Source organism: Streptomyces sp. DI166, assembly GCF_900091315.1.
Lineage (GTDB): Bacteria > Actinomycetota > Actinomycetes > Streptomycetales > Streptomycetaceae > Streptomyces > Streptomyces fuscus.
The window spans coordinates 39287-66036 of sequence record NZ_FLSP01000008.1; the positions used below are offsets into that span (position 1 = coordinate 39287).

Annotated in this window: 23 protein-coding genes and 1 pseudogene; 12 read left to right on the plus strand and 12 right to left on the minus strand. The window is 69.7% G+C overall.

Going from position 1 to position 26750, the window contains the following annotated elements:
• Window positions 1-50 precede the first annotated feature (50 nt).
• Together gabT and GA0115233_RS06090 are read left to right on the plus strand one after the other, a co-directional pair.
• On the plus strand, window positions 51-1385 hold the full coding sequence (gabT, locus tag GA0115233_RS06085; RefSeq protein ID WP_093719038.1) for a 4-aminobutyrate--2-oxoglutarate transaminase: 1335 nt from the start codon (window positions 51-53) through the stop codon (window positions 1383-1385).
• 115 nt (window positions 1386-1500) lie between these two features.
• Entirely contained in the window at window positions 1501-2364 is an 864-nt protein-coding gene (locus GA0115233_RS06090) for a phosphatase PAP2 family protein (protein ID WP_093719039.1), read from the plus strand.
• Here GA0115233_RS06090 and GA0115233_RS06095 read toward each other — a convergent pair.
• The 8 genes from GA0115233_RS06095 to GA0115233_RS06130 form a co-directional block, all read right to left on the minus strand.
• Window positions 2303-4111 carry a chitinase gene (locus tag GA0115233_RS06095; protein WP_093719040.1) on the minus strand — a complete coding sequence of 603 codons (1809 nt, stop codon included), beginning with the start codon at window positions 4109-4111 and terminating at the stop codon, window positions 2303-2305. The two genes, GA0115233_RS06090 and GA0115233_RS06095, sit on opposite strands and share 62 nt — an antisense overlap.
• A 174-nt stretch (window positions 4112-4285) precedes the next feature.
• A complete protein-coding gene (locus tag GA0115233_RS06100; protein WP_093719041.1) occupies window positions 4286-4732 on the minus strand; it encodes a hypothetical protein in 447 nt (148 codons plus the stop codon).
• A gap of 129 nt (window positions 4733-4861) precedes the next feature.
• Entirely contained in the window at window positions 4862-6280 is a 1419-nt protein-coding gene (locus GA0115233_RS06105; RefSeq protein ID WP_093719042.1) for an NAD(P)/FAD-dependent oxidoreductase, read from the minus strand.
• A 35-nt stretch (window positions 6281-6315) separates the two neighbouring features.
• Window positions 6316-7116, minus strand: a complete 801-nt coding sequence (locus GA0115233_RS06110; protein WP_093719043.1) for an ABC transporter permease — start codon at window positions 7114-7116, stop codon at window positions 6316-6318.
• Window positions 7117-8040 (minus strand): ABC transporter permease, encoded by a 924-nt coding sequence (locus GA0115233_RS06115; protein WP_093719044.1) that lies wholly within the window; start codon window positions 8038-8040, stop codon window positions 7117-7119.
• The gene (locus GA0115233_RS06120) at window positions 8040-9197 is read right to left on the minus strand and encodes an ABC transporter ATP-binding protein (RefSeq protein ID WP_093719045.1); all 1158 of its coding nucleotides are present in this window, start codon (window positions 9195-9197) and stop codon (window positions 8040-8042) included. Before GA0115233_RS06120 ends, GA0115233_RS06115 begins: the two co-directional genes overlap by 1 nt.
• Complete coding sequence (locus tag GA0115233_RS06125) at window positions 9194-10441, minus strand: polyamine ABC transporter substrate-binding protein (RefSeq protein WP_093719046.1); 1248 nt, start codon at window positions 10439-10441, stop codon at window positions 9194-9196. Before GA0115233_RS06125 ends, GA0115233_RS06120 begins: the two co-directional genes overlap by 4 nt.
• 50 nt (window positions 10442-10491) lie before the next feature.
• Entirely contained in the window at window positions 10492-12024 is a 1533-nt protein-coding gene (locus GA0115233_RS06130; RefSeq protein ID WP_093719047.1) for a gamma-aminobutyraldehyde dehydrogenase, read from the minus strand.
• 211 nt (window positions 12025-12235) lie between these two features.
• Here GA0115233_RS06130 and GA0115233_RS06135 point away from each other — a divergent pair, with 211 nt between their 5' ends.
• The 3 genes and pseudogenes from GA0115233_RS06135 to GA0115233_RS06155 all read left to right on the plus strand — a co-directional run bounded on the left by GA0115233_RS06135 (window position 12236) and on the right by GA0115233_RS06155 (window position 15778).
• Entirely contained in the window at window positions 12236-12820 is a 585-nt protein-coding gene (locus GA0115233_RS06135; RefSeq protein ID WP_093719048.1) for an NADAR family protein, read from the plus strand.
• Window positions 12821-13884: 1064 nt separating this feature from the next.
• A pseudogene (locus GA0115233_RS06150) lies at window positions 13885-15080 on the plus strand (adenosine deaminase).
• Entirely contained in the window at window positions 15077-15778 is a 702-nt protein-coding gene (locus GA0115233_RS06155) for a glycerophosphodiester phosphodiesterase (RefSeq protein ID WP_218063401.1), read from the plus strand. Before GA0115233_RS06150 ends, GA0115233_RS06155 begins: the two are co-directional and overlap by 4 nt.
• Here GA0115233_RS06155 and GA0115233_RS06160 read toward each other — a convergent pair.
• The 3 genes from GA0115233_RS06160 to GA0115233_RS06170 all read right to left on the minus strand — a co-directional run bounded on the left by GA0115233_RS06160 (window position 15750) and on the right by GA0115233_RS06170 (window position 19105).
• Window positions 15750-16289 carry a hypothetical protein gene (locus GA0115233_RS06160; RefSeq protein WP_093719052.1) on the minus strand — a complete coding sequence of 180 codons (540 nt, stop codon included), beginning with the start codon at window positions 16287-16289 and terminating at the stop codon, window positions 15750-15752. The two genes, GA0115233_RS06155 and GA0115233_RS06160, sit on opposite strands and share 29 nt — an antisense overlap.
• 62 nt (window positions 16290-16351) lie before the next feature.
• Complete coding sequence (locus tag GA0115233_RS06165) at window positions 16352-17533, minus strand: polyamine ABC transporter substrate-binding protein (RefSeq protein WP_093719053.1); 1182 nt, start codon at window positions 17531-17533, stop codon at window positions 16352-16354.
• A 132-nt stretch (window positions 17534-17665) separates the two neighbouring features.
• Window positions 17666-19105 (minus strand): gamma-aminobutyraldehyde dehydrogenase, encoded by a 1440-nt coding sequence (locus GA0115233_RS06170; RefSeq protein WP_093719054.1) that lies wholly within the window; start codon window positions 19103-19105, stop codon window positions 17666-17668.
• 171 nt (window positions 19106-19276) lie between these two features.
• Here GA0115233_RS06170 and GA0115233_RS06175 point away from each other — a divergent pair, with 171 nt between their 5' ends.
• The 7 genes from GA0115233_RS06175 to GA0115233_RS06205 all read left to right on the plus strand — a co-directional run bounded on the left by GA0115233_RS06175 (window position 19277) and on the right by GA0115233_RS06205 (window position 25915).
• A complete protein-coding gene (locus GA0115233_RS06175) occupies window positions 19277-19816 on the plus strand; it encodes an Lrp/AsnC family transcriptional regulator (RefSeq protein WP_093719055.1) in 540 nt (179 codons plus the stop codon).
• 19 nt (window positions 19817-19835) lie between these two features.
• Window positions 19836-21200 carry an aspartate aminotransferase family protein gene (locus tag GA0115233_RS06180; RefSeq protein ID WP_093719056.1) on the plus strand — a complete coding sequence of 455 codons (1365 nt, stop codon included), beginning with the start codon at window positions 19836-19838 and terminating at the stop codon, window positions 21198-21200.
• Window positions 21201-21436: 236 nt separating this feature from the next.
• A complete protein-coding gene (locus tag GA0115233_RS06185) occupies window positions 21437-22180 on the plus strand; it encodes an ABC transporter ATP-binding protein (protein WP_093719057.1) in 744 nt (247 codons plus the stop codon).
• Window positions 22162-23412 (plus strand): hypothetical protein, encoded by a 1251-nt coding sequence (locus GA0115233_RS06190; protein ID WP_093719058.1) that lies wholly within the window; start codon window positions 22162-22164, stop codon window positions 23410-23412. Before GA0115233_RS06185 ends, GA0115233_RS06190 begins: the two co-directional genes overlap by 19 nt.
• Window positions 23413-23523: 111 nt before the next feature.
• Window positions 23524-23931, plus strand: a complete 408-nt coding sequence (locus GA0115233_RS06195) for a VOC family protein (protein WP_093719059.1) — start codon at window positions 23524-23526, stop codon at window positions 23929-23931.
• A gap of 26 nt (window positions 23932-23957) precedes the next feature.
• Window positions 23958-25079, plus strand: a complete 1122-nt coding sequence (locus GA0115233_RS06200; RefSeq protein ID WP_093719060.1) for an LOG family protein — start codon at window positions 23958-23960, stop codon at window positions 25077-25079.
• Window positions 25080-25228: 149 nt separating this feature from the next.
• A complete protein-coding gene (locus GA0115233_RS06205; protein WP_093719061.1) occupies window positions 25229-25915 on the plus strand; it encodes an LAETG motif-containing sortase-dependent surface protein in 687 nt (228 codons plus the stop codon).
• 27 nt (window positions 25916-25942) lie between these two features.
• Here the strand turns inward: GA0115233_RS06205 and GA0115233_RS06210 are convergent, their stop codons facing one another.
• A complete protein-coding gene (locus tag GA0115233_RS06210; RefSeq protein ID WP_093719062.1) occupies window positions 25943-26740 on the minus strand; it encodes a maleylpyruvate isomerase family mycothiol-dependent enzyme in 798 nt (265 codons plus the stop codon).
• Between the last annotated feature and the right edge of the window lie 10 nt (window positions 26741-26750).

Sequence of the window (26750 nt, forward strand, 5' to 3'; positions counted from 1 at the left end):
CCTGCGAGAAAAGAGAAGACAAGCGTCCGCAAAACACCCAGGAGCCCCTCATGACCGACCTTCCGCAGGAGCGCCGCGTCGTCACCGCCATTCCCGGACCGAAGTCGCAGGAGCTGCAGGCCCGCCGCGTCGCCGCGGTGGCGCAGGGTGTGGGCTCCGTGCTGCCGGTGTTCACCGCGCGTGCGGGCGGCGGCATCATCGAGGACGTCGACGGCAACCGTCTGATCGACTTCGGCTCCGGTATCGCCGTGACCTCTGTCGGCGCCTCCGCCGAGGCCGTCGTACGGCGTGCCTCCGCCCAGCTCGCCGACTTCACCCACACCTGTTTCATGGTCACGCCCTACGAGGGCTACGTCGAGGTCGCCGAGGCGCTCGCCGAGCTGACCCCCGGTGACCACGCCAAGAAGTCCGCCCTGTTCAACTCGGGCGCCGAGGCCGTCGAGAACGCCGTCAAGATCGCCCGTGCGTACACCAAGCGCCAGGCCGTCGTGGTCTTCGACCACGGCTACCACGGCCGTACGAACCTCACGATGGCGCTGACCGCGAAGAACATGCCGTACAAGCACGGCTTCGGCCCCTTCGCGCCCGAGGTCTACCGCGTGCCGGTCGCCTACGGCTACCGCTGGCCGACCGGCCCGGAGAACGCCGGCCCCGAGGCCGCCGCCCAGGCCATCGACCAGATCACCAAGCAGATCGGCCCGGAGAACGTCGCCGCGATCATCATCGAGCCGGTGCTCGGCGAGGGCGGCTTCATCGAGCCCGCCAAGGGCTTCCTGCCGGCGATCGTGAAGTTCGCCAACGACAACGGCATCGTCTTCGTCGCCGACGAGATCCAGTCCGGCTTCTGCCGTACCGGCCAGTGGTTCGCCTGCGAGGACGAGGGCATCGTCCCGGACCTGATCACCACCGCCAAGGGCATCGCGGGCGGTCTGCCGCTCGCCGCCGTCACCGGCCGCGCGGAGATCATGGACGCCGCCCACGCCGGCGGCCTCGGCGGCACCTACGGCGGCAACCCGGTCGCCTGCGCGGGCGCGCTCGGCGCGATCGAGACGATGAAGGAGCTGGACCTCAACGCCAGGGCGAAGAACATCGAGGCGGTCATGAAGGCCCGTCTCACCGCCATGGCCGAGAAGTTCGACATCATCGGCGACGTCCGCGGCCGCGGCGCCATGATCGCCATCGAGCTGGTCAAGGACCGCGCCACCAAGGAGCCCAACCCGGAGGCCACCGGCGCGCTCGCCAAGGCCTGCCACGCGGAGGGCCTGCTGGTCCTGACCTGTGGCACCTACGGCAACGTGCTGCGCTTCCTGCCCCCGCTGGTGATCGGCGAGGACCTGCTCAACGAGGGCCTCGACATCATCGAGCAGGCCTTCTCCCGCATCTGACCGCCTCCGAGCGCTACCGCTCGGTGGCAGAGGGTGTGAAGAACGTGTGCGGGGTGTCTGTCAGGTCTCGATTCCGGCTGTCACGGGCACACCCCCTGTCGTAGGTTCTACCCAGATGAGAGATACACCCCGCCCACAGGGGACTGTGGGCGACTTCAGGGCGGGGCCTCCCCAGCTTCGGCCTGGTCGTGCCCTCGCGCACACAAACGGGGCCTCCGGTCCCGGATCTCCTCACCGATCGGACAGTCGCCCGCCCCAAACCCCCCGGGGCGCGCGACCACCCGGTCCGGACGGCCGCCTCGGAACTACCCCCCCTGTTCCGGGGCGGCCGACCTCCCTCCTCGGACTTCTCGCAGTCCCTCTCCTTCTCTTCGCGGTGATCACCTGGCAGGTCGTGGCCGACGGCCCGCTGGTGCGGCTGGACGAGCGCCTGAGCAGGGCACTCGTCCACCCCGACCGCCTCTCCGAACTCCTCTCCGACCTGGGCAACGTCCCGGTCGCCGTGCCGGTCCTGGCCCTCGCCGCGCTCCTCACCGCCCTGCGCGCCCGGCGCACCGGTACAGACCGCTGGTGGTGGCCGCCCACGGCCGCCCTGCTGCTGATGGCCCTGGTCCCGGCGCTGGTCGTCCCGCTCAAGGTGCTGACCGACCGCCCCGGCACCCCGGCCGTGCCACCTGCCACCGGCTACTTCCCTTCCGGCCACACCGCGACCGCCGTCATCGCCTACGGCGCCACGGCCCTGCTCCTCCTCCCCCGGCTCCGGTCGACGGCGGCCCGCCGCGCCCTGGTCACCGGCTGCGCGGCCCTCGTGCTCGGCGTCTCCTACGGTCTGGTCCGGCGCGGCTACCACTGGCCACTGGACGTGGTGGCCAGTTGGTGCCTCGGTGCGGTGCTGCTGATGTCGTACGTCCTGCTGATCAGCCGAAGTAGCCGTCGAACGTCCGCTGGAACTCCCAGTTCGAGTACCGGTCCCAGTTGATCGACCACGTCATCAGGCCCCGCAGGTCGGGCCAGGTGCCGTGGGTGGCGTACGAGCCGCAGTTCGCCTTCTTCGTCAGGCAGTCGAGGGACTTGACCACCTCGGCGGGCGGCACGTAACCGTTGCCCGCGTTCGTCGACGCCGGCATGCCGATCGCCACCTGGTCCGCCCTGAGCGGCGGGAAGACGTTGCCCGCGTCGCCCGCGACCGGGAAGCCGGTGAGCAGCATGTCGGTCATGGCGATGTGGAAGTCGGCGCCGCCCATCGAGTGGTACTGGTTGTCCAGGCCCATGATCGGCCCGGAGTTGTAGTCCTGGACGTGCAGCAGGGTCAGGTCGTCGCGCAGGGCGTGGATGACCGGGAGGTAGGCCCCGGCCCTCGGGTCCTGGCCGCCCCACTTGCCGGTGCCGTAGTACTGGTAGCCGAGCTGCACGAAGAACGTCTCCGGGGCCATGGTGAGGACGAAGTCGTCGCCGTAGCGGGCCTTCAGGGTCTTCAGCGCCGAGATCAGGTTGACGATCACCGGTGTCTTCGGGTTCTTGAAGTCGGTGTCGTCGGCGTTCAGGGACAGCGAGTGGCCCTCGAAGTCGATGTCGAGGCCGTCCAGTCCGTACTCGTCGATGATCCGCGAGACGGAGGAGACGAAGGTGTCGCGGGCCTGGGCCGTGGTCAGCTGGACCTGGCCGTTCTGGCCGCCGATGGAGATCAGCACCTTCTTGCCCGCGGCCTGATTGTCCCGGATCGCGGCCTTGAACTCGGTGTCGCTCTCGACGCCGGGGCACTCGGTGGCCGGGCAGCGGTTGAAGCGGATGTCGCCCGAGGTGACCGAGGTGGGCTCGCCGAAGGCCAGGTCGATGACGTCCCAGCTGTCGGGGACGTCGGCGAGCCGGGTGTAGCCGGAGCCGTTGGCGAAACTGGCGTGCAGATAGCCCACGAGGGCGTGCGGCGGGAGGTCGGTGTTGCCGCCTCCGCCCGCTGTGGTGGTCGCGGTGACGGCGGCCGACTTCGCGGACTCACCGGCGTCGTTGACGGCGGTGACCTGGAAGGCGTACGCGGTCTGCGGGGTGAGGCCGGTCACCGTGGCCGAAGTGCCGCTGACGGTACGGACCTTGGCGCCGTCGCGGTACACGGCGTAGGAGGTGGCGCCGGGGACGGCCGACCAGGACAGGGCCACGCTGGTGGAGGTGACGGTGCCGGTCTTCAGGCCGGTCGGCGGGGCCGGGGGCTGGCCGGGGTCGACGGACGGGCCGACCAGGGAGATGTCGTCGGCGTGGTAGGCGCCGGTGCCGTACCAGCCGTGGGTGTAGATCGTCACCTTGGTGGTGGACGGGCCGGTGCGGAACGTCGTGGTGAGCTGCTGCCAGTTGGGCGCCGACTGGGTCCAGGTGGAGACGTCGGTGGTGCCGGTGCCGGTCGCGCCGAGGTAGACGTAGGAGCCCCGGACATGGCCGGTGAGCGTGTACTGGGAGTCCGGTTTCACCGTCACCGTCTGCGCGCACCGGGCGTTGTCGCTCCCGGCCGGGGTCGCCTGGAGCGCCGAACTGCCGCTGCGCACGGGCGAGTTGACGGTCGTGCCCGCCGTACAGCTCCAGTTGTCGAGGCCGGACTCGAAGCCGCCGTTGCGGACGAGGTCGGCGTCGGCCGCACGGGCGGCCGACGACAGCGCGGTGACGCCGGTTCCGGCCAGCAGGGTGGCCGTGAGCGCGGCGACGACGGATCGGGGGACGAATGGTCTGGTGCGGTCCACAAGTGCCTCCGGGCATGGGGGAATTGGAGGGTGGATCGCGCTCAACTTGGTCCAGACCAATCAGCTTGTCAAGATGTCCCGCCGGGTTCGGCAGCTCCGCCTGGGGGCGCGGGGAACTGCGCGATCAGCCACAACGCAGTAGCAGCCGACCGACAACCCAAGGCGGCACCCTCCCTAGTCGTCAGCGGCCAACCCGGCGGCAGCCTCGTGCATGGCCAGTTCGAGCAGCGCCGGATCGGTCAGCGTCCCGGAGCCGTCCGGCGCGACCAGCCAGCGCACCCCGCCGGTCGCGCGCCCCGGGTAGGGCACCACGATCCAGGTGCCCGCGCCCGCCGTGCGGATCCCGGTGCCGAGCCAGCGGGCCGCGGTGCCCGGCGGCACGAAGAACCCCATGCGCGAGTCGCCGAAGTCGACCAGCACCGGGCCCGGTTGGTCGAGGATGCGGGTCAGTACGTCGAGCGTCGGATAGCCCAGCTCGGCGGGCAGGATCAGCACGTCCCAGGCCCGGCCCGCGGGCAGCAGGGCGACCCCCTGCGCATTGCGCTCCCACTCCCAGCGGCACGCCTCGGGGTCCGGTGCCACGGACGCGAGCCATTCGACGGCCGTCTTCGCCCCTGTCATGACGGGGACCTCCCTTTCCTACGTGGACGCCTTGTGCGTCACGAGGGAGAGAGAGGTCCCCGTCCGGCATTACGCGACTTCTCCTCACCCGTAGGGGTGAAGTGAGTCACAGCCACATGGAGGGAAGGCTCAGCTGTCGAAGCCCAGGCCCAGCCGGTCCATCGTCTTCAGCCACAGATTGCGCCGCCCGCCGTGCGCGTCGGCACGGGCCAGCGACCACTTGGTGAGCGCGATCCCGGTCCAGGCGAACGGCTCCGGCGGGAACGGCAGCGGCTTCTTGCGGACCATCTCCAGTTCGGTGCGCTCGGTGCGCTCCCCGGCCAGCAGGTCCAGCATCACGTCCGCGCCGAAGCGGGTGGCGCCGACGCCGAGCCCGGTGAAGCCCGCCGCGTAGGCGACCCGGCCCTGGTGGGCGGTGCCGAAGAACGCCGAGAACCGCGAGCAGGTGTCGATCGCGCCGCCCCAGGCGTGGGTGAAGCGCAGCCCCTCCAACTGCGGGAAGCAGGTGAAGAAGTGCCCGGCCAGCTTGGCGTAGGTCTCCGGCCGGTCGTCGTACTCGGCGCGCACCCGGCCGCCGTAGGGGTAGACGGCGTCGTAGCCGCCCCACAGGATCCGGTTGTCGGCGGAGAGCCGGAAGTAGTGGAACTGGTTGGCGCTGTCGCCGAGGCCCTGCCGGTTCCGCCAGCCGATCTCCTTGAGCTGGTCGTCGGTGAGCGGCTCGGTCATCAGGGCGTAGTCGTAGACCGGCACCGTGTAGGGGCGCACCCGCTTGACCAGGTTCGGGAAGATGTTGGTGCCGAGGGCGACCTGGCGGGCCCGGACCTGCCCGTACGGGGTGCGGACGGCCATGCCGGCGCCGTACTGCTTCAGGGTGAGGGCGGGGGTGTGCTCGTAGACGCGGACGCCGAGCCGGACGCAGGCCGCCTTCAGGCCCCAGACCAGCTTGGCGGGGTTGAGCATGGCGACGCCGCGCCGGTCGTACAGGCCGGCCTGGAAGGTCGGTGAGTCGACCTGCTCGCGCACGGCGTCGGCGTCCAGGAACTCGATGCCCTCGGCGAGGCCCCGGCGCTGGATCTCCTCGTGCCAGTCACGCAGTTCCCACGCCTGGTAGGGCTCGGTGGCGACGTCGATCTCGCCGGTGCGCTCGAAGTCGCAGTCGATGGAGTGCCGGGCGACCGCCGCCTCGATCTCGTCGAGGTTGCGGGCGCCCAGCTCCTCCAGCTTGTGGATCTCGTCGGGCCAGCGGGTCAGCCCGTTGGGCAGCCCGTGGGTGAGGGAGGCGGCGCAGAAGCCGCCGTTGCGGCCCGAGGCGGCCCAGCCCACCTCGCGGCCCTCCAGCAGGACGACGTCCCGTGCGGGGTCGCGCTCCTTGGCCAGGAGCGCGGTCCACAGTCCGCTGTACCCGCCGCCGACGACCAGCAGGTCGCAGCTCTCGGCGCCGGTCAGGGCGGGCTCGGGGCGGGGCCTGCCGGGGTCGTCCAGCCAGTACGGAACCGGCTGTGCTTCGGAAAGTGCCTTTGTCCAACGGCTCATGGCGCTTGGGGCCATGATTTCAACTCCCTACGGGAATGGGCGGAAGGGCTTTATGCCTTCTGCTTGTTGCGGCGGTTGCTGATCAGCATGGAGACCAGCACGAGCAGTACGGCGATGACGAACATCGCGGTACCGATGACATTGATCTGGACGGGCGTGCCGCGCTGTGCCGAGCCCCAGACGAACATGGGGAAGGTGACGGTGGAGCCCGCGTTGAAGTTGGTGATGATGAAATCGTCGAAGGAGAGCGCGAAGGCGAGCAGCGCGCCCGCGGCGATTCCGGGTGCCGCGATCGGCAGGGTGACCCTCAGGAAGGTCTGCACGGGACCGGCGTAGAGGTCCTGCGCGGCCTGTTCCAGCCTCGGGTCCATCGACATCACGCGCGCCTTGACGGCGATCACGACGAAGCTGAGGCAGAACATGATGTGGGCGATGAGGATCGTCCAGAAGCCCAGCTGGATGCCCATGTTGAGGAACAGGGTGAGCAGTGAGGCCGCCATGACGACCTCGGGCATCGCCATCGGCAGGAAGATCAGCGAGTTGACCGCGCCGCGCGCCCGGAACCGGTAGCGGACCAGGGCGAAGGCGATCATCGCGCCGAGCAGAGTGGCGGCCAGCGTCGCCCACAGGGCGATCTGGAGGCTGAGGGTGAGCGAGTCGCAGAGCCCGGAGACGCCGCACGGGTCGGTCCAGGCGTCGGTGGAGAATTTCTGCCACTCGTAGTTGAAGCGGCCCTTGGGGTCGTTGAACGAGAAGATCGTCACGATCACATTGGGCAGCAGCAGGTATCCGAGCGTGAACAGGCCCGCGATGACGACGAAATGACGCTTGAGCCAGTTGACGAAGGCCATTTAAACCAGATCCTCCGTCCCCGACTTGCGGATGTAGAGCGTGACCATGATGAGGATCGCGAACATCAGGATGAAGGAAAGGGCGGCGGCTGTCGGGTAGTCGAGAATCCTCAGGAACTGCGACTGGATGACATTGCCGATCATCCGGGTGTCGGTGGAGCCGAGCAGATCGGCGTTGACGTAGTCACCGGCGGCCGGGATGAAGGTGAGGAGCGTGCCGGAGACCACGCCGGGCATCGACAGCGGGAAGGTGACCTTGCGGAAGGTCGTGCTGGGCTTGGCGTACAGATCGTTCGCGGCCTCGTGCAGCCGGGGGTCGATCCGCTCCAGCGAGGTGTACAGCGGCAGGATCATGAATGGCAGGAAGTTGTACGTCAGACCGCACACCACCGCCAGCGGCGTGGCCAGCACCCGGTCGCCGACCGTCATGCCGAGCCAGCTGGTGACGTCCAGGACGTGCAGCGTGTTGAGCGCCTCCACGACCGGGCCGTTGTCGGCGAGGATCGTCTTCCAGGCCAGGGTGCGGATCAGGAAGCTGGTGAAGAACGGCGCGATCACCAGGATCATGATCAGGTTGCGCCAGCGTCCCGCGCGGAAGGCGATCAGATAGGCCAGCGGGTAGCCCAGCAGCAGACACAGGACGGTCGCGGACCCGGCGTAGAGCACCGAACGCAGGAACTGCGGGTAGTACTCGGTGAGCGCGTCCCAGTAGGTGGAGAAGTGCCAGGTGACCTCGTAGCCCTGCTCCAGGGAGCCGGTCTGGATCGAGGTGGAGGCCTGGTAGACCATCGGCAGCGCGAAGAACACGAACAGCCAGGCCAGACCGGGCAGCAGCAACAGGTACGGCGTCCAGCGGCCCCGCTTGCGCGGGGGCTTCTTCTCGGGGGCCGGCGCCAGCGGCGGCGCCTCGGTGACCGTCGCCATCAGACCGCCTCTTCCTGGATGCCCGCGTCGATGTCCTGGGCGGCGTCCAGGCCGAAGGTGTGGGCCGGGGCCCAGTGCAGGACGACCTCGGCGCCGGGGACGAGCCGGGCGTCGCGGTCGACGTTCTGGGCGTAGACCGCCAGCTCGGGGCAGACCGGGCTGTCGATGACGTACTGCGTGGAGACGCCGATGAACGAGGCGTCGGCGATGGTGCCGGTGATGCGGTTGCGGCCCTCGGGGATCTCGCCGGCGTCGTCGGCGTGGGCGAGGGAGATCTTCTCCGGGCGCACCCCGACCAGCACCTTGCCGCCGGTCGTGGTGGGCGCGGTGCAGCGCGCCTGGGGCAGCACGAGCTTGCCGCCGCCCGCCTTGAGGACGATGTCGTCGCCGCTCTTGGTGTCGACCTCGGCCTCGATGAGGTTGGAGGTGCCGAGGAAGTTGGCGACGAAGGTGGTCTTCGGGTTCTCGTACAGGTCGGCGGGGGCGCCGAGCTGCTCGACGCGGCCCGCGTTCATCACGGCGACCGTGTCGGCCATGGTCATGGCCTCCTCCTGGTCGTGCGTGACGTGCACGAAGGTGATGCCGACCTCGGTCTGGATCCGCTTGAGCTCCAGCTGCATCTGGCGGCGCAGCTTGAGGTCGAGGGCGCCGAGCGGCTCGTCGAGCAGGAGCACCTTGGGGTGGTTGATCAGCGCGCGGGCGACGGCGACACGCTGCTGCTGGCCGCCGGAGAGCTGGTGCGGCTTCTTGCGCGCCTGCTCGCCGAGCTGGACCAGCTCCAGCATGTCCTCGACCTGCTTCTTCACGCTCTTGATGCCGCGGCGGCGCAGGCCGAAGGCGACGTTCTCGAAGATGTCGAGGTGCGGGAAGAGGGCGTAGGACTGGAAGACGGTGTTCACCGGCCGCTTGTAGGGAGGCAGCCGGGTGACGTCCTGGTCGCCGAGGTGGACGGTGCCGGAGGTCGGCTCCTCCAGGCCCGCGATCATGCGCAGGGTGGTGGTCTTGCCGCAGCCGGAGGCGCCGAGCAGGGCGAAGAAGGAGCCCTGGGGCACGGTCAGGTCCAGCGGGTGCACGGCGGTGAAACCGCCGTACGTCTTGCTGATGCCGCTGAGGCGGACGTCGCCGGTGTTGTCGTTCTTGTTCGTCACGTCGGTCACGCCCCCGTCAGCTTCGCGAACTTCTCTTCAAATGCGGTCTCTTCCTTCGAGCTCAGCGAGCGGAAGGCACGGGACTTGGCGGCCATGGCCTTGTCCGGGATGATCAGCGGGTTGTTCGCCGCGTCCTCGTCGATCTTCGCCAGCTCCGCCTTGGCGCCCTCCACGGGGCAGACGAAGTTGATGTAGGCGGCGAGCTGGGCCGCCGCCTCCGGCTCGTAGTAGTAGTCGATGAGCCGTTCGGCGTTCTTCTTGTGCCGGGCCTTGTTGGGGATCAGCAGGTTGTCGGTCGACGTCATGTAGCCGCTGTCCGGGATGACGAAGTCGATGTCCGGGCTGTCGGCCTTGAGCTGGACGACGTCTCCGGCCCAGGCGATACAGGCGGCGAAGTCGCCGCTGCTCAGGTCGGAGGTGTAGTCGTTGCCGGTGAAGCGGCGGATCTGCCCCTTGTCGACGGCCTTCTGCAGGCGCGCGATGGCCGCGTCGTAGTCGTCGGTGGTGAAGTTGCCGGGGTCCTTGCCCATGTCCAGCAGGGTCATGCCGACGGTGTCGCGCATCTCGGACAGGGCGCCGACCCGGCCCTTGAGCTTGGGGTTGTCCAGCAGGTCGGAGAGGGTCTTGACCTCGACACCGTCGAGCGCCTTCTTGTTGTAGGCGATGACGGTGGAGATGCCCTGCCAGACGTAGGAGTACGCCCGTCCCGGGTCCCAGTCCGGGGAGCGGAACTGGGGGGAGAGGTTGGCGTAGGCGTTCGGCAGGTTGGCCGGGTCCAGTTTCTGGACCCACCCGAGGCGGATCATCCGGGCGGCGAGCCAGTCGGTGACGCAGATCAGGTCACGTCCGGTGTCCTGACCGGCGGCGAGCTGCGGTTTGATCTTCCCGAAGAACTCGACGTTGTCGTTGATGTCCTCGGTGTATTTGACCTTGATACCGGTCCGCTCGGCGAACGTGTCGAGGGTGGGGTGGCGTTTGCCGCTGTCGTCGACGTCCATGTACTCGGTCCAGTTGGAGAAGTTGACGGACTTCTCCTTGTCCGAGCGGTCGTCGGTGGACTCCCCGCCCTCGGTGCGGCCCGCGGCCGGGATGCCGCAGGCGCTCAGCGTCCCCAGACCGCCGACCGCGAGAGCCCCGCCGGCGGAGGCGCGCAGCATCGAACGGCGGCTGAGGGAGGCCCTGCCGTTACGGAGACTGCGCCGCATGGCGGCCACTTGGGCCGGGGACAGGCGGTCGGGCTCGTACTGCTCCATGCGCTTGGTGCCCTTTCGGGTGGGCGGCCGCGGGTCGGGCGGCCTGGCTGCTAACGGTCCCCGAAGATGGTGCGGTGCCAGTCCTTTCTGGCAACCGCGGTGTTATCGAACATAACGTGCTTGATCTGTGTGTACTCCTCGAACGAGTACGCTGACATGTCCTTGCCGAAGCCGGACGCCTTGTACCCGCCGTGCGGCATCTCGCTGATGATCGGGATGTGGTCGTTGACCCACACGCACCCGGCCTTGATCTCCCGCGTGGCCCGGTTGGCCCGGTAGACGTCCCGGCTCCACGCGGAGGCGGCGAGACCGTACGGCGTGTCGTTGGCGAGCGCGATCCCCTCGTCGTCGGTGTCGAAGGGCAGGACGACCAGGACGGGCCCGAAGATCTCGGACTGCACGACCTCGCTGTCCTGGGCGGCGTCGGCGATCAGCGTCGGCAGGTAGTAGGCGCCGTTCTTCAGCTCCCCCTGCGGCGCCTCCCCTCCGGTCACCACGCGCGCGTAGGCGCGCGCCCGGTCGACGAACCCGGCGACCCGGTCCCGCTGCACATGCGAGATCAGCGGGCCGAGGTCGGTCCCTCCGACGAAGGGGTCACCGAGCCGGACGCTCTCCATGAGCGCGGCGGTCCGCTCCACGAACGCCTCGTACAGCGGCCGCTGCACGTACGCGCGCGTGGCGGCCGTGCAGTCCTGCCCGGTGTTGATGAGGGCGCCCGCGACGGCGCCGTTGGCGGCGGCCTCCAGGTCCGCGTCGTCGAAGACCACGAAGGGGGCCTTGCCGCCCAGCTCCAGGTGGATCCGCTTGACGGTGGCGGTGGCGATCTCGGCGACCCGCTTGCCGACGGCGGTGGACCCGGTGAAGGAGGTCATGACGACGTCGGGGTGCCCCACCAGATGCTCCCCGGCCTCCTTGCCGGTCCCCGTGACGATGTTGACGACACCGTCGGGGATACCGGCCTCGGTGCAGGCCTCGGCGAACATCAGCGAGGTGAGCGGGGTCAGCTCGGCGGGCTTGAGCACGATGGTGTTGCCCGCGGCGATCGCCGGAAGGATCTTCCAGGCGGCCATCTGGAGGGGGTAGTTCCAGGGCGCGATGGAGCCGACGACGCCGATGGGTTCACGGCGCACGTACGAGGTGTGGTCGCCGGAGTACTCCCCGGCCGACTGGCCCTGCAGATGCCGGGCGGCACCCGCGAAGAACGACGTGTTGTCCAGGGTCCCCGGCACGTCGAACTCCCGGGTGAGCTTCAGCGGCTTGCCGCACTGCAGGGACTCGGCGCGGGCGAAGTCCTCGGCACGCTCGGCAAGCACGGCGGCGAGCTTGTGCAGCGCGTCGGAGCGCTCACCGGGGGTGGCGCCGGACCAGCCGGGGAAGGCGGCCTTGGCAGCCGCGACAGCGGCATCGACGTCCGCCGCACCGGCCAGCTCGTAGCTGAGGACCTCCTCCCCCGTCGCCGGGTCGACGACCGCGTGGGTGCGGCCGGAGGTGCCCTTGGTGTAGCGGCCCGCGATGTACTGCGCGCCAGCGGCGAAGCGCTCGCGCGCGGGGAATCGTTCCGGGGTGCTGCCCGGCTTGTGCATGTCGCTCTCCTCCGCCTTCGCCCCGCCTGTGACGGGGGCGGGTGGCGTAGCTCCAGCTCGATTTGACTGCCGATCCTGACAGAGCAATGAGACTCCAACAAGTGATTCCGTTGTTGCCTTTTGGTTACGCGACGGAATCTGTCGACCAGGTGTCGAGTGAACGCGAAAAAGCGAGTACGGAGTGTCAGTGGTGCGTGCCACACTCGCGTGCATGGAAAAGATCGACTCTCGGGAGGCCCTGCTCAGGGAGGTCCGTAAAGGTACAGAGGTCAAGTATCTGCACTTTTGGGGCCATCGCCCCAATCCGGACGGCCGCATCACCGCGAGTTGCCTGAGCCAGTGGTGGCCGTCCCCCTTCACGGTGGCCGGGGTGACCTACCCGACGGCGGAACACTGGATGATGGCGGAGAAGGCCCGGCTGTTCGCCGACAAGGAGGCGGAACAGGCCGTCCTGTCGGCATCCCACCCCTCGGAGGCCAAGAACGCGGGCCGCCTGGTCAAGAACTTCACCGAGGAGCTGTGGGCCCGCGAACGCTTCCGCATAGTCGTGGAAGGCAGCGTCCACAAGTTCAGCTCGGACGACTCCCTGCGCAGCTACCTCCTGACCACCGGCACCCGAGTCCTGGTGGAGGCCAGCCCCGTGGACCGCATCTGGGGCATCGGCCTCTCGACCAAGGACCCCGGCGCCTGGAACCCGGAACGCTGGAAGGGCCCGAACCTATTGGGCTTCGCGCTGATGGAGGCACGGGAGAGGCTGAGAACGCAGGCGAGCAATACCGGCCCGTCCGGCGCTTGAGGACGAGGGCCGGCATATCCAGCCCGTCCGGCGCTTGAGAACGAGGGTCGGCATATCCAGCCCGTCCGGCGCCTCAGGACGAGGGTCGGCATATCCAGCCCGTCCGGCGCTTGAGGACGAGGCCGTTCAGGCCGACGGGGGTCCAGGGGGCGGAGCCCCCTGGTGGGGTCGAAGGGGCAAAGCCCCTGGGGACGGGAATGGGAAGGGGCGGCGGGGGCGAAAAAACCGCCCCGCAACCACCTACCGCGTAGCGATCACAAACGCCAACGCCCCGAACCCCAGCACAATCCCCACCGCCCCACAGATCGTCCCCGCCAACGCCTGCCCCCCATTCGTGGCCTCCCCCCGCCGCGCCTTCCCCTGCCCGATCACCCCGAAGATCAGCGCAAGCACCCCAAGCAGGATGGCCACCGGCCACAAACAGAACACGACGGCAGAGATGATCCCGAGCACGAGCGCCGAAGTCCCCACCCCGTTGCCAGGCACGGCCACGGGCGCCATCCCCGGCACCCCGTACCCATAGCCGTACCCATACCCGTTCCCCCCACCGGTACCAGCCCCCACGCCCCCGGGATACCCGTAACCCCCGCCCGGATACCCGTACGGCACCTGCCCGGGCCCATCCGGCGCGACAGGAGGCGGCGGCACAGGCTCCCCCTGCCCATGAACCTGCCCATGCCCCTGTCCATGGGGAGGAGGAAAACAAGGCCCCGTGGACACCGGCGCCGACGGCGGCACAGGCCCCGGCACCCCCAGCCCCTCCATAGAGGTCATCGTCGGCTGATCATGCACGGAAGTCCCGGAAGGCACAGCCGGCACAGACGGCCAAGACGGCGCAGACGAAGAAGACTCCGCAGACGAAGAAGACTCCGCAGGCGAAGAAGACGCCGCAGGCGAAGAAGACGGCACCGCCCACACATCCGACCCGGACAAAGCCGTAGACCCAGGCCCGTCCGTACCCCCCGCAGGCGGCGCCCACGGATCCGAGCCCCCGCCGTTCTCCCCCGCCCCCGGCGTCTGCGCGTCGTCGGACATGCGCGGCCCCCCTCTGTCTGCGTCCCGCCATGCTAAGCCGCCGACGTCCACCCCACCCCCCGGCCTACGATGATCCCGGAGTCACCGATCAGCCGATCACCCGCGCCCCGCCGCGACCACCGACGCGCGGACGGGCCGCCGTTCCCGGGGAGGAACCTTGCCCGACCAGATCACCACCGGTCTCACGGACGCCCACCGTGACCTGCACGCCTTCATCGCCGGACTGCCCAAGGCCGAACTCCACGTCCACCACGTCGGCTCCGCCTCCCCGCGCATCGTCTCGGAACTGGCCGCCCGCCACCCCGACTCCAGGGTGCCCTCCGACCCCGAGGCCCTGGTCGACTACTTCACCTTCACGGACTTCGCGCACTTCATCGAGGTGTACCTCTCCGTCGTGGACCTGATCCGCACCCCGGAGGACGTCCGCCTGCTCACCTACGAGGTGGCCCGCGACCTGGCCCGCCAGCAGGTCCGCTACGCGGAGCTGACGATCACCCCGTTCTCCTCCACCCGCCGCGGCATCGACGAGCGCGGGTTCATGGAGGCCATCGAGGACGCCCGCAAGGCGGCCGAGGCCGAGTTCGGCACGGTGCTGCGCTGGTGCTTCGACATCCCGGGCGAGGCGGGCCTGGAGTCGGCGGAGGAGACGGTACGGCTCGCCACCGACGACCGGCTGCGCCCGGAGGGCCTGGTCTCCTTCGGCCTCGGCGGCCCCGAGATCGGCGTACCGCGCCCGCAGTTCAAGCCGTACTTCGACCGGGCGATCGCCGCGGGCCTGCGCTCCGTGCCGCACGCGGGCGAGACCACCGGCCCGGAGACGGTGTGGGACGCCCTCACCCACCTCGGCGCCGAACGCATCGGGCACGGCACCAGCTCCGCACAGGACCCCAAGCTCCTCGCGCACCTCGCGGAGAACCGCATCCCGCTGGAGGTGTGCCCGACGTCCAACATCGCCACCCGCGCGGTGCGCACCCTGGAGGAGCACCCGATCAAGGAGTTCGTCGAGGCCGGTGTCCTGGTGACGATCAACTCCGACGACCCACCGATGTTCGGCACCGACCTGAACAACGAGTACGCGGTCGCCGCCCGCCTGCTGCGCCTGGACGAGCGGGGCCTCGCTCAGCTCGCCCACAACGCCGTGGACGCCTCCTTCCTCGACGGGCCCGCCAAGGCCCGTATCAAGGAGGAGATCGACACCTACACGACCACTTGGCTGGCCCCGTGACCGACGAGCTCACCGCGGTCGCCCATCGCGGCGACCCCTACCTGCACCGCGAGAACACCCTCGCCTCCCTGCGCTCGGCCCTCACGCGCGGCGCCGACGCCGTGGAGATCGACGTACGGCTCACCAGGGACGGCGTCCCCGTCCTCCTGCACGACGCGACACTGAAGCGCCTGTGGCAGCTGGACCGCCCGCTGCGGGAACTGTCGGCGGACGAGGTGCGCGGGGTCACGGACGGCGGTGTGCCCACCCTGGCCGAGGCGCTGGCCGCGACCGACGGGCACCGCGTGATGCTGGACCTGCCCGGCGCCCCCGACCTGCGCAGCACGCGCCGCATCGTGGACGTCGTACGGGAGTCGGGGGCGGCGGAGCGCGTGTACTACTGCGCCGGCGCCCCCGCCATGCTCTCCGTACGCGCCGCCGACCCGGACGCCGAGATCGCGCTGACCTGGACCACGCTGGCGCCTCCGCGCCCGGCGCTGCTGGCGGCGGTCCGGCCGCGCTGGCTCAACTACCGTTTCGGGCTGGTCGACCGGGCCCTCACCGAGCAGGTCCACCGGGACGGCTTTCTGCTGTCGGTGTGGACCCCGGACACCCGCCGCTCGATGCGCCGTCTGATCGAGTTCGGCGTGGACTCGATCACCACGAACCGCATCGACGTGCTCCGTACGCTCACGCCTGGGCGGCGGGAGCGGGGGTGACCCCGGCGGCCGCTTCCTGCGTCAGCGCCTCAAGCCGCTTGATCCGGCGCCGTACGACGTAGAGCGGGATCACCCCGAAGACCCCGAACGCCATGTCGATCACGCTCCACCAGAAGGGAATGCCGCGGATCGGTCCGCAGATCAGGGCGAGCGGGATGATGCCCGCGCAGGCGATCATCCCGAACTCGATCACCCAGACGTTGCGGACCGGGTCCCGGTAGGGCCCGTAGAAGGCGACGGCGATGACGAGGTGGGCGAAGGCCAGCCAGTCGGTGCCGTAGAGCAGGAACGGGTAGTCGGCGTCGGCGGTGTCGAGACCGAGCCGCACCCGTTCGATCCACTCCATGAGTCCGGGCAGGTACTCCTGCACCGACAGCGACCGCAGCACGCTCTCGGTCCAGCGCAGTTCGTGCACCAGCGGGAAGGCCGTGGCGCCGCTCAGCACCAGGCACACGACGAAGAAGACCAGCCAGCCGCGAATGCCCCTCAACAGGGCGGCTCTGTCGCTCATGGCAGCAGACTACGCCCTTGTTGAACACGTTCAAAAACTGCCCCCGCGTACTCGCCTCCCCCCTACAGACCCACGATCCCGTTCCACTTCTTCGCGAACTCCACCCGCTCGTCCGCCGTGATGTCCCGTGCGATGACGAGCCGCTCGCGCATCGCCGCGTCCGGGAAGATCAGCGGGTCCTCGGCCAGTGCCGCGGTCTCCTCGTCCTTGGCGGAGGCGAGCACGTCCTGGGCGGCCGGGACCGGGCAGACGTAGTTGACCCAGGCGGCCAGCTCCGCCGCGACCTCGGGCTCGTAGTAGTAGTCGATCAGCCGCTCGGCGTTGGTCTTGTGGCGGGCGAGGTTGGGGATCATCAGGGACTCCGACCACAGCTCGGCGCCCTCCTCGGGGACCACGAACTCGATGTCCGGGTTGTCGGCCTGGAGCTGGATGACGTCGCCGGAGTACGCCTGGCAGGCCAGCACGTCGCCGGTGGAGAGGTCCTTGATGTAGTCGTTGCCGGTGAAGCGGCGGATGTGGCCGCTCTTCACCTGCCGCTCGACCTGCTCGCAGACGGTGTGGAAGTCGTCCGCGGTCCAGCGGGTGATGTCGACGCCGTTGCCCTGCATCAACAGCGCGAAGGCCTCGTCGAGGCCGGAGAGCAGCGTGACGCGGCCCTTGAGGTCGTCCGCCCACAGGTCGGAGACCTGGCGGATCTCCCGGCCGAGGCGGCGCTTGTTGTAGGCGATGCCGGTGATCCCGGACTGCCACGGCACCGTGAACCTGCGGCCGGGGTCGAAGGCGGGCTCGCGCAGCAGCGGGTCCAGGTACCGGGTGACATGGGGCTGCCGGGAGCGGTCCATCTCCTGCACCCAGCCCAGCCGGACGAACCGGGCGCACATCCAGTCGCTGATGACGATGAGGTCGCGGTCGGTGCGCTGGTGGTTCATCAGCGCGGGGCTGATCTTCCCGAAGAACTCGTCGTTGTCGTTGATCTCCTCGACGTACTCGACGGAGATCCCGGTGCGCTCCTCGAAGGCGTCCAGCGTGGGCCGCTTCGTCTCGTCCTCGTCGTCGACGTCGATGTAGAGCGGCCAGTTCGCCCAGGTCAGCCGGTGGTCGGAGGAGGACAGGTCGGCTCCGGCGCGGTCGCCCGGGGCGACGTAGGCCGCGGGTACCCCGCATCCGGCGAGCGCGGCGCCGCCGAGGGCGAGCAGCACGGAACGGCGGGCGGGACGGAAGGCGTTCGGGGAGGTCGGCTGCATCTGCGCAGCATGCCGCCCGCCCCGGGGGACGGGCAATGGACGCCTCGTCAAACGAAACCGCGGGCACCCGACAGTGTGTCGGGTGCCCGCGACGGGAAGGCGGGGGCGTCAGCCGTCCGGCAACGCGGGCTGTCAGCCGTCCAGCGACGTCATCACGTGCTTGATGCGGGTGTAGTCCTCGAAGCCGTAACCCGACAGGTCCTTGCCGTAGCCGGACTTCTTGAAGCCGCCGTGCGGCATCTCGGCGACCAGCGGGATGTGGGTGTTGATCCACACGCAGCCGAAGTCCAGCGCCTTGGACATGCGCATCGCGCGGGCGTGGTCCTTGGTCCACACCGAGGAGGCCAGGGCGTACTCGACGCCGTTCGCCCACGCCACCGCCTGCTCCTCGTCCGAGAAGGACTGGACGGTGATGACCGGGCCGAAGACCTCCTTCTGGATGATCTCGTCGTCCTGCTTGAGGCCGGAGACCACGGTCGGCGCGTAGAAGTAGCCCTTGTCGCCGACGCGCTGGCCGCCCGCCTCGACCTTGGCGTGCGCGGGGAGGCGGTCGATGAAGCCGGAGACCTGGCTGAGCTGGTTGGGGTTGTTCAGCGGGCCGAAGAGGACGTCCTCGTCGTCCGGCTGGCCGGTCTTGGTCTCGGCGGCGGCCTTGGCGAGCGCGGCGACGAACTCGTCGTGGATGGACTCCTGGACCAGCACGCGGGTGGCGGCCGTGCAGTCCTGGCCGGCGTTGAAGAAGCCCGCGACGGAGATGTCCTCGACGGCCTTGGCGATGTCGGTGTCCTCGAAGACGACGACCGGCGCCTTGCCGCCCAGCTCCAGGTGGACCCGCTTGAGGTCCTTGGACGCGGACTCGGCGACCTGCATACCGGCGCGCACCGAACCGGTGATGGAGGCCATCGCGGGGACGGAGTGCTCGACCATCATGCGGCCGGTCTCGCGGTCACCGGTGATGACGTTGAAGACACCCTTGGGCAGGATCGAGCCGAGGATCTCGGCGATCAGCACGGTGGAGGCCGGGGTGGTGTCCGACGGCTTGAGGACGACGGTGTTGCCCGCGGCGATGGCCGGGGCGAACTTCCATACGGCCATCATCATCGGGTAGTTCCACGGCGCGACCTGGGCGCAGACGCCGACCGGCTCGCGGCGGACGATGGAGGTCATGCCCTCCATGTACTCACCGGCCGAGCGGCCCTCCAGCATGCGGGCCGCACCGGCGAAGAACCGGATCTGGTCCACCATCGGCGGGATCTCCTCGGAGCGGGTGAGCCCGATCGGCTTGCCGGTGTTCTCCACCTCGGCGGCGATCAGTTCCTCGGCGCGCTCCTCGAACGCGTCCGCGATCTTCAGGAGGGCCTTCTGGCGCTCGGCGGGGGTGGTGTCGCGCCAGGCGGGGAAGGCGCGGGCGGCGGCCTCCATGGCGGCGTCGACGTCCGCCTGCCCGGACAGCGGGGCGGTCGCGTACGCCTCGCCGGTCGCGGGGTTGACCACCTGAGTGGTCCGTCCGTCGGCGGCGTCCCGGAACTCACCGTCGATGTAGTTGCGCAGACGACGCAGCTCGGTGCTCACTGCCGGCCTCCTGTGTCAGGGTCGAACTGTCCAATAGCTGAGACACCCACCCTAATCGTCAGCCCCACGTTTTCAACACCCCCGATCCGGCCGTTGCTGCGAAATCCGCACGTCTCACCGATGTAAACAACGAATTTCATCGCCCGAACCTTGCGAAACTGTCGAGACCTCGTGCACAGTGACGTCGTGGCCAGTCGAAGCGCAGACCCAAAGGACTCCCGGGACAGCCGGGAGTCCTCCCGCGAATCCAGGAACGGCAGCACGCCGCACCTGGACGCCGTCTCCCTCGCCATCATCGAACAGCTCCAGGAGGACGGCCGCCGGCCGTACGCCGCCATCGGCAAGGCCGTGGGCCTGTCCGAGGCGGCCGTGCGCCAGCGCGTCCAGAAGCTGCTCGACCAGGGCGTGATGCAGATCGTCGCCGTGACGGACCCGCTGACCGTGGGCTTCCGGCGCCAGGCGATGGTCGGCATCCATGTGGAGGGCGACGTGGAGTCGGTCGCCGACGCCCTGACCGACATGGCCGAATGCGAGTACGTGGTGATGACCGCCGGCTCCTTCGACCTGATGGTGGAGATCGTCTGCGAGGACGACGACCACCTGCTGGAGGTCATCAACCGCCGCATCCGCGCCATCCCCGGAGTGCGGAGCACCGAGAGCTTCGTTTACCTGAAGCTCAAGAAGCAGACCTACATGTGGGGAACCCGATAGCCGTGAGGACCCGATAACCGTGAGCTCCAAGGACCTCAGCCAGACCGCGTACGACCACCTGTGGATGCACTTCACCCGCATGTCCTCGTACGAGAACTCCCCCGTCCCCACCATCGTCCGGGGTGAGGGCACCTACATCTACGACGACAAGGGCAAGCGCTACCTCGACGGACTCGCGGGCCTGTTCGTGGTCCAGGCGGGCCACGGCCGCACCGAGCTCGCCGAGACCGCCTCCAAGCAGGCGCAGGAGCTGGCCTTCTTCCCGGTCTGGTCCTACGCCCACCCCAAGGCCGTCGAGCTGGCCGAGCGCCTCGCCAACGAGGCCCCGGGCGACCTGAACAAGGTCTTCTTCACCACCGGCGGCGGCGAGGCGGTCGAGACCGCCTGGAAGCTGGCCAAGCAGTACTTCAAGCTGACCGGCAAGCCGACCAAGTACAAGGTCATCTCCCGCGCGGTCGCCTACCACGGCACCCCGCAGGGCGCCCTGTCCATCACCGGCCTGCCGGGCCTGAAGGCCCCCTTCGAGCCGCTGGTCCCCGGCGCGCACAAGGTGCCGAACACCAACATCTACCGCGCGCCGCTGTTCGGCGACGACCCCGAGGCCTTCGGCCGCTGGGCCGCCGACCAGATCGAGCAGCAGATCCTCTTCGAGGGCCCGGACACGGTCGCCGCGGTCTTCCTGGAGCCGGTGCAGAACGCGGGCGGCTGCTTCCCGCCCCCGCCCGGCTACTTCCAGCGGGTCCGCGAGATCTGCGACCAGTACGACGTGCTGCTCGTCTCGGACGAGGTCATCTGCGCCTTCGGCCGTCTGGGCACCACCTTCGCCTGCGACAAGTTCGGCTACGTCCCGGACATGATCACCTGCGCCAAGGGCATGACCTCGGGATACTCCCCGATCGGCGCCTGCATCATCTCCGACCGCCTGGCCGAGCCGTTCTACAAGGGCGACAACACCTTCCTGCACGGCTACACCTTCGGCGGCCACCCGGTCTCCGCGGCGGTCGGCCTCGCCAACCTCGACCTGTTCGAGCGCGAGGGCCTGAACCAGCACGTGCTCGACAACGAGGGCGCCTTCCGCGCCACGCTGGAGAAGCTGCACGACCTGCCGATCGTCGGCGACGTCCGCGGCAACGGCTACTTCTACGGCATCGAGCTGGTGAAGGACAAGAACACCAAGGAGTCCTTCAACGAGGAGGAGACCGAGCGCGTCCTGTACGGCTTCCTCTCCAAGGCCCTGTTCGACAACGGCCTGTACTGCCGGGCCGACGACCGCGGCGACCCGGTCGTCCAGCTGGCGCCGCCGCTGATCTCCAACCAGGAGACGTTCGACGAGATCGAGCAGATCCTGCGCGCGACGCTCACGGAGGCGTGGACCAAGCTGTAACCCCGTGGCAGGACGGCCCCGGCTGCACCCGAACGAGTGGGATGGGTGCGGCCGGGGCCGCGTGCTGTCCGGCGTTCCGGCGCGTAATCCTTAGCGTTCCTGGTAACCGATCGGCCCTGCTTTCGTTCCCCCGCACGGGGGACTGCCAGGGCCGGTCGTTTGGATCAGCCCGGCTGTAACCCACGGTGCTGTGCAACTGCCCTAGGCACTACGGACCAGAACGAGGTGTGACGCGCATGGAGGCCCCGCCCGACAACGATGTGCTCTGGGCCCGTGCCCTGCACTTCACCCACCCCGACGGCTCACCCGCGCTCGGCGGCGTCTCGATCGGCGTCCGCGAGGGCGAGATCCTCGCCGTCAACGGCCCCCGGGGCAGCGGCAAGACCACGTTGCTGCGCTGTCTGTCCGGCCAGTTGCCCGCCCAGCAGGGCGAGGTCTGGTTCAACAGCGTCCCCGTGCACACCATGGGCCCCGTCCACCGCGAACGGCTGCGCCGCGACCGCTTCGGCTGGATCGACCCCGAACCGGTCCTCGTCCCCGAGCTGAACGTCTGGGAGAACGCCGCCCTGCCCCTGATGCTGCGCGGCACCGGCCGCCGCCGCGCCAAGACCGCGGCGCTGGAGTGGCTGGAGCGCCTGGACATCGGCGACTGCGCCCGCAAGCGGCCCCACGAACTGACCCAGGCCCAGCGCCAGCGCGTCTGCATCACCCGCTCCCTCGCCCCGGCGCCCACGGTCCTGTTCGCGGACGAGCCCACGGCCCCGCTGCACCGCGCCGACCGCGCCCACGTCCTGCGCACCCTGACCACCGCGGCCCGCTCGCACGCCATCACGGTCGTCCTCGCCACCCACGACGCGGAGACCGCCGCCCTGGCCGACCGCACGGTGTCCCTGCTGGACGGCCGCCGCGTGAACACCGTCCACCTGCCGCCGATGGCCGAGTCGGAGGAAGGCCGGGCCGCGTGCTCGCTCTCCGCCTGACCCGCCGCGCCCGTCCCGCCGTACAACTGCGCCGCCTGCTGGTCGTGTCGGCCTCGGCGGGTACGGGCTTCCTGCTCCTGTGCGCCCTGGGCCACGCGATGACGCACCCCGACACCCCGGGCGCGTCCGCCCTGCGCCTGACGTGGTGTGCGGCACCGCTGGCGGCGACGGTGCACTTCGCGGTGGCGGTGGCCCGCACGGACCCCGGCACCCGGCCCCGGCCCGGCCTCGCGGCGATCGGCCTGGGCCCGGTGCGCCTGATGGCGGTGGCGGCGACCGTCACGGCCCTGTCGACCACCCTCGGCTCGATGCTGGCCCTGCTCTTCTTCCTCCACCTGCGCGGCGACCTGACAGGCATGCCGTTCGACGGCGCGGCAGCGGACTTCCTGGCCGCGTCCCACCCGTTGCCCCTCCCGGCAGCCCTGACCCTCCTCTCCCTGCTCCCAGCAACGGCGTCCCTGGCAGTCGCCTTCAACCACCGCCCACAGACAGCGCACCCTGCGGGCAGTCGTGCCGCTGGGGCGGCACGGGTGGGCGCTGGGGGTCCCCCCTCCGGGGGAGGCACCCGGCAAGCGTCGGCAAGCGACACCCGGGCACAGTCCCCACGGGACAAGCCACCCACAGCACCCCCCTCCGGCCTCCCCTGGGGCATCGCCATCCTCGCCGCGGGCCTCACCATCGAGGCGTACGCCAGTACGACAAAGGGCACCCCCACCACCCTCCCCACCGGCCTCCCCACCGCCCCCACCGCCGCCCTCCTCGGCTGGGCCCTCACCGCCTTCGGCCTCGCCCTCGCCGGCCCCGGCCTCACCCACCTCTGCGGCCGCGTCCTCCAGTCGGTCCGCCCCGGCGCCCTCCGCCTCCTGGCGGGCCGCATCCTCATGGAGGAGTCCACCCGCATCGGCCGTCCCCTGGGCATCGTCTGCGCCGTGGCCTCCGCCGCGTACGCCATGGCCGTACTCCACGACCCGGCCGCCGACGGCCGCACCCCCGGCCCGCTGACCACGCTCGGCGCGACCGTGGTCGCCACCTGCGCCGTCGCCACCCTGCTCACCGCCGCCGTGGAGGCACGCCAGGCCAGGGCCGACACCACGGCCGCCCTGCTCCGCCTGGGCGCCCCGGCCGCCGTACTGCGCGGCGCCGCCGCCCTGCGAGCGGGCGCGCTGCTCCTCGTATTCGGCCCCCTGACCCTGACGGTCGCCGAACTCGCCGCACTCCCCCTCGCCCGCTGACGCGTCCCCCGCGAAACCCGTTCGAAAAAAGATCTCCGTACCGCGATGAGTTCCGCCCCGCCCGCCGGTCTACCCCATCGAACAGACCGACCCCGTTGGGAGAGACCTCGTATGTACCAGCAGATGATCTTCGTGAACCTGCCCGTCACGGACCTCGACGCCGCCAAGAAGTTCTTCACCGAGCTGGGCTACTCGATCAACCCCCAGTTCAGCGACGAGAACGCGGCGAGCGTCGTCATCAGCGACACCATCGTGGCGATGCTCCTCACCAAGCCGTTCTACGCGACGTTCACCGACAAGGAGATCGCGGACGCCACGAAGACCAGCGAGGTGCTGATCTGTCTGAGCGCCGAGAGCCGCGAGAAGGTCGACGAGCTGGTGGAGAAGGCGATCGCCGCCGGCGGCAAGGCCTCCGACAAGATCCAGGACATGGGCTTCATGTACGGCCGCGCCTTCGACGACCTCGACGGCCACACCTGGGAGGTCGTGTGGATGGACCCCGCCGCGATCGAGGGCTGAGGAACCGCTCTGTCTAGCATGGGCGGGTGCAGACGATGCCCGCCCATGCGGCGAACCACAACGACCGTGAGATCGAGACCCTCCAGGAGTTCGACGCCACCGTCTCCGCGCGCGGCACGCTCTCCGGATACCGGATCCAGGCCGTCGATCTGACGGACCGTACGCGCGAACTGCTCGGCACGGACACCACGGGCGCGATCTTCCTCGGCTGCCGGATGCGGGAGAACGCCGCCGCGAAGGTCCGCGCCGACGGCGCCATGGTCTTCCCGCCGGTCCCGGAACTGCCCTTCGACCCGTACCGGGGTCTTCTCTACACCCCGGACGAGCTGTTCACCGATCTGGCCAAGGGCTACGACCGCACACCGGACGCGCTCACCTACGCCTGGTTCCAGCAGACCAAGTCCGACGGCGACATACTCGCCTCGATGCTCCGCTCGGTCCACGACGACTCCGTCTCCGACGCGCTGGACGAACTGGTGCGCGGCGCACGCGTGGTGGGCGTGATGGGCGGCCACGCGATGGCCCGCGGCTCGGACGCCTACGCGGGCGCCGCCCGGCTCGGCCGCGAACTTTCCCGCGAGGGCTTCACGGTGGCCACCGGCGGCGGCCCCGGCGCGATGGAGGCCGCCAACCTGGGCGCGTACGCCGCCCCTTACGGCGACGAGATGCTCGCCGAGGCCCTCGACATCCTCGCCAAGGAACCGTCGTACACCCCGTCCGTCACCGCCTGGGCGACGGCCGCCTTCGAGGTCCGCACCCGCTGGCCCCGGGGCGGCGGCTCGATCGGCATCCCGACCTGGTTCTACGGCCACGAGCCGCCGAACGCCTTCGCCGCGCACATCGCCAAGTACTTCGCCAACGCCCTGCGCGAGGACGGCCTGCTGGCCCGCTCCACCGCGGGCGTGGTCTTCCTGCCGGGCGCCGCCGGGACCGTACAGGAGATCTTCGACAACGCGACGCCCAACTACTACGAGTCGCGGGGCGAACCCACACCGATGGTGCTGGTCAACAAGGAGCACTGGACGGAACGGCTGCCCGCCTGGCCGTTGCTGCGGTCGCTGGCGCGGGAGCGGTCAATGGAGTCCCGTATCGCCCTGGTTGACCGAATCGACGAGGTACCCGAGGCGTTGAAACGTCTCGGCGGTTAATAAGGTGGCAAAGCCAAGAAGGTTGACGCGCATATGCGTTGACACTACTTACGCGGCACTTATAAACCTGTGAGACTCCTGGGAGTGGAGTTGCCCCGCGACGCCACTCCTCAAACCCCCCTCATCTGCGCAACATGTGAAGGACCAACGTGGCAGTCCTGTCCATATCCCGCCGTACCGTCGCCCGCTCCGCCCGTGTGCTCGGCCTCGCCTCCGCCTCGGCCGCGCTCGTGCTCAGCGCCGGCGGCAGCGCGTTCGCGTGCGACATCAAGGATTTCTCCGCCGAGGCCAAGTGCGACGGCGACAAGGGCGTCATCACCGTCACCGACGTGGACCCGGGCGGTGTCCCGGCCACGGTCACCGTCTACCTCCAGAACAACGGCGCCGACCTGAAGAAGGTCGGCGAGCAGGTGGTGAAGGGCTCCTCCGAGGGCGTCACCATCACCTTCAACGAGGACTGGAAGCCCAACGCCGAGTACCGCATCCACGTCAAGGCCGCGGACCTGGTCGACGAGGACATCAAGCCGAACCTGACGACCCCGTCGACCGCCTGCAAGAAGGAGGACACCCCGCCGTCGGAGAGCGCGACCCCGACGCCGTCGGAGTCCACCCCGGCCGAGGAGGAGTCGTCCCCGGCTCCGGAGCCGTCCGAGGAGACCAGCACCACCCCCGCGGACACCTCCAGCAACGCCCCGTCCCCGGCCGGTGAGTCCAACCTCGCCGAGACCGGTGCCAACTCCAACACCGGCCTGATCGCGGGCATCGCCATCGCCCTCGTCGCGGCCGGCGGCGGCGCGGTCTTCTTCGGCCTGCGCAAGCGCGGCAGCACCCGCTGACGCCGCGGAGCGGGCCATCGCACGGGGTTACCCGAAGGTGGCCCGCTCCAGCCAGAACTCCAGCAGCTCCCGCTCGCCCAAGACCTCCACCTCGGCGCTGTCAAGCGGCAGCCGGCGGTAGAAGGCGAGCAGTACGGCGGTCAGCGGTCCGCGCAGCGCGACATCCGCCTTCTCATGGCCCCGGCGCCACCGCACCCCGTCCTCGGCGAGCTCGATGACCCACTCGGCATTCAGCTCCGGTGTGCCGTCGGTGGCGTGCAAATGAATGGTGCGGCCGTCGCCGCGCAACTCCCGTGCCGAGTCCTCCGGTTGGCTCCGCTGCACGAACTCCACGATTTCCAGCCACTCGTCGATCGCGTCGGCGGCCACTTCCGGTGCGACCTCGTACGGCAGCCCGGCGGCGAGCGTGGCGTCCGCGCGGTGAATCGTGATCTCGTGGGTCATACGACGGGCCCAGAACCCGGCGGTGTGCGTCTCGGCCCAGCTCCAGGCCTTGGCGTCCGGGCCCGCGGCACGCAGGGTGTCGACGAGCATCCGGCCGGTCTCGGCCAGCCAGGCGTCCAGCGCGGCGGCGTCCCCCTTCGTGTCGGGTCCGTCGATGAGCGGCACCTTGTCCTCGGGGATGTCCTCCTCGGCCCGGGTGCGCACCAGCAGCTCCGCCCAGCGGAATGCGCCGCCGTTGTGCCGTACCAGGTCCTCCAGGGACCAGTCCGGGCAGGTCGGGACGGTGCGGGAGAGGTCTGCGCCGGAGGTCACCACGGCTCTCAACTGCTGTACCTGGCGGTCGATTTCATCGCAGTAGCGGTCGTGTGCGAGAAGCGTCATCCGCACACCT

Coding starts and splice junctions, on each gene's coding strand:
- GA0115233_RS06100 (WP_093719041.1), bottom strand. CDS start 4,732: ATGACAGGGGCGAAGACGGCCGTCGAATGGCTCGCGTCCGTGGCACCG.
- GA0115233_RS06210 (WP_093719062.1), bottom strand. CDS start 26,740: ATGACGCTTCTCGCACACGACCGCTACTGCGATGAAATCGACCGCCAG.
- GA0115233_RS06110 (WP_093719043.1), bottom strand. CDS start 7,116: ATGGCCTTCGTCAACTGGCTCAAGCGTCATTTCGTCGTCATCGCGGGC.
- GA0115233_RS06165 (WP_093719053.1), bottom strand. CDS start 17,533: ATGCAGCCGACCTCCCCGAACGCCTTCCGTCCCGCCCGCCGTTCCGTG.
- GA0115233_RS06115 (WP_093719044.1), bottom strand. CDS start 8,040: ATGGCGACGGTCACCGAGGCGCCGCCGCTGGCGCCGGCCCCCGAGAAG.
- GA0115233_RS06185 (WP_093719057.1), top strand. CDS start 21,437: ATGGAGGCCCCGCCCGACAACGATGTGCTCTGGGCCCGTGCCCTGCAC.
- GA0115233_RS06130 (WP_093719047.1), bottom strand. CDS start 12,024: ATGCACAAGCCGGGCAGCACCCCGGAACGATTCCCCGCGCGCGAGCGC.
- GA0115233_RS06125 (WP_093719046.1), bottom strand. CDS start 10,441: ATGGAGCAGTACGAGCCCGACCGCCTGTCCCCGGCCCAAGTGGCCGCC.
- GA0115233_RS06105 (WP_093719042.1), bottom strand. CDS start 6,280: ATGGCCCCAAGCGCCATGAGCCGTTGGACAAAGGCACTTTCCGAAGCA.
- GA0115233_RS06135 (WP_093719048.1), top strand. CDS start 12,236: ATGGAAAAGATCGACTCTCGGGAGGCCCTGCTCAGGGAGGTCCGTAAA.
- GA0115233_RS06090 (WP_093719039.1), top strand. CDS start 1,501: ATGAGAGATACACCCCGCCCACAGGGGACTGTGGGCGACTTCAGGGCG.
- GA0115233_RS06195 (WP_093719059.1), top strand. CDS start 23,524: ATGTACCAGCAGATGATCTTCGTGAACCTGCCCGTCACGGACCTCGAC.
- GA0115233_RS06160 (WP_093719052.1), bottom strand. CDS start 16,289: ATGAGCGACAGAGCCGCCCTGTTGAGGGGCATTCGCGGCTGGCTGGTC.
- gabT (WP_093719038.1), top strand. CDS start 51: ATGACCGACCTTCCGCAGGAGCGCCGCGTCGTCACCGCCATTCCCGGA.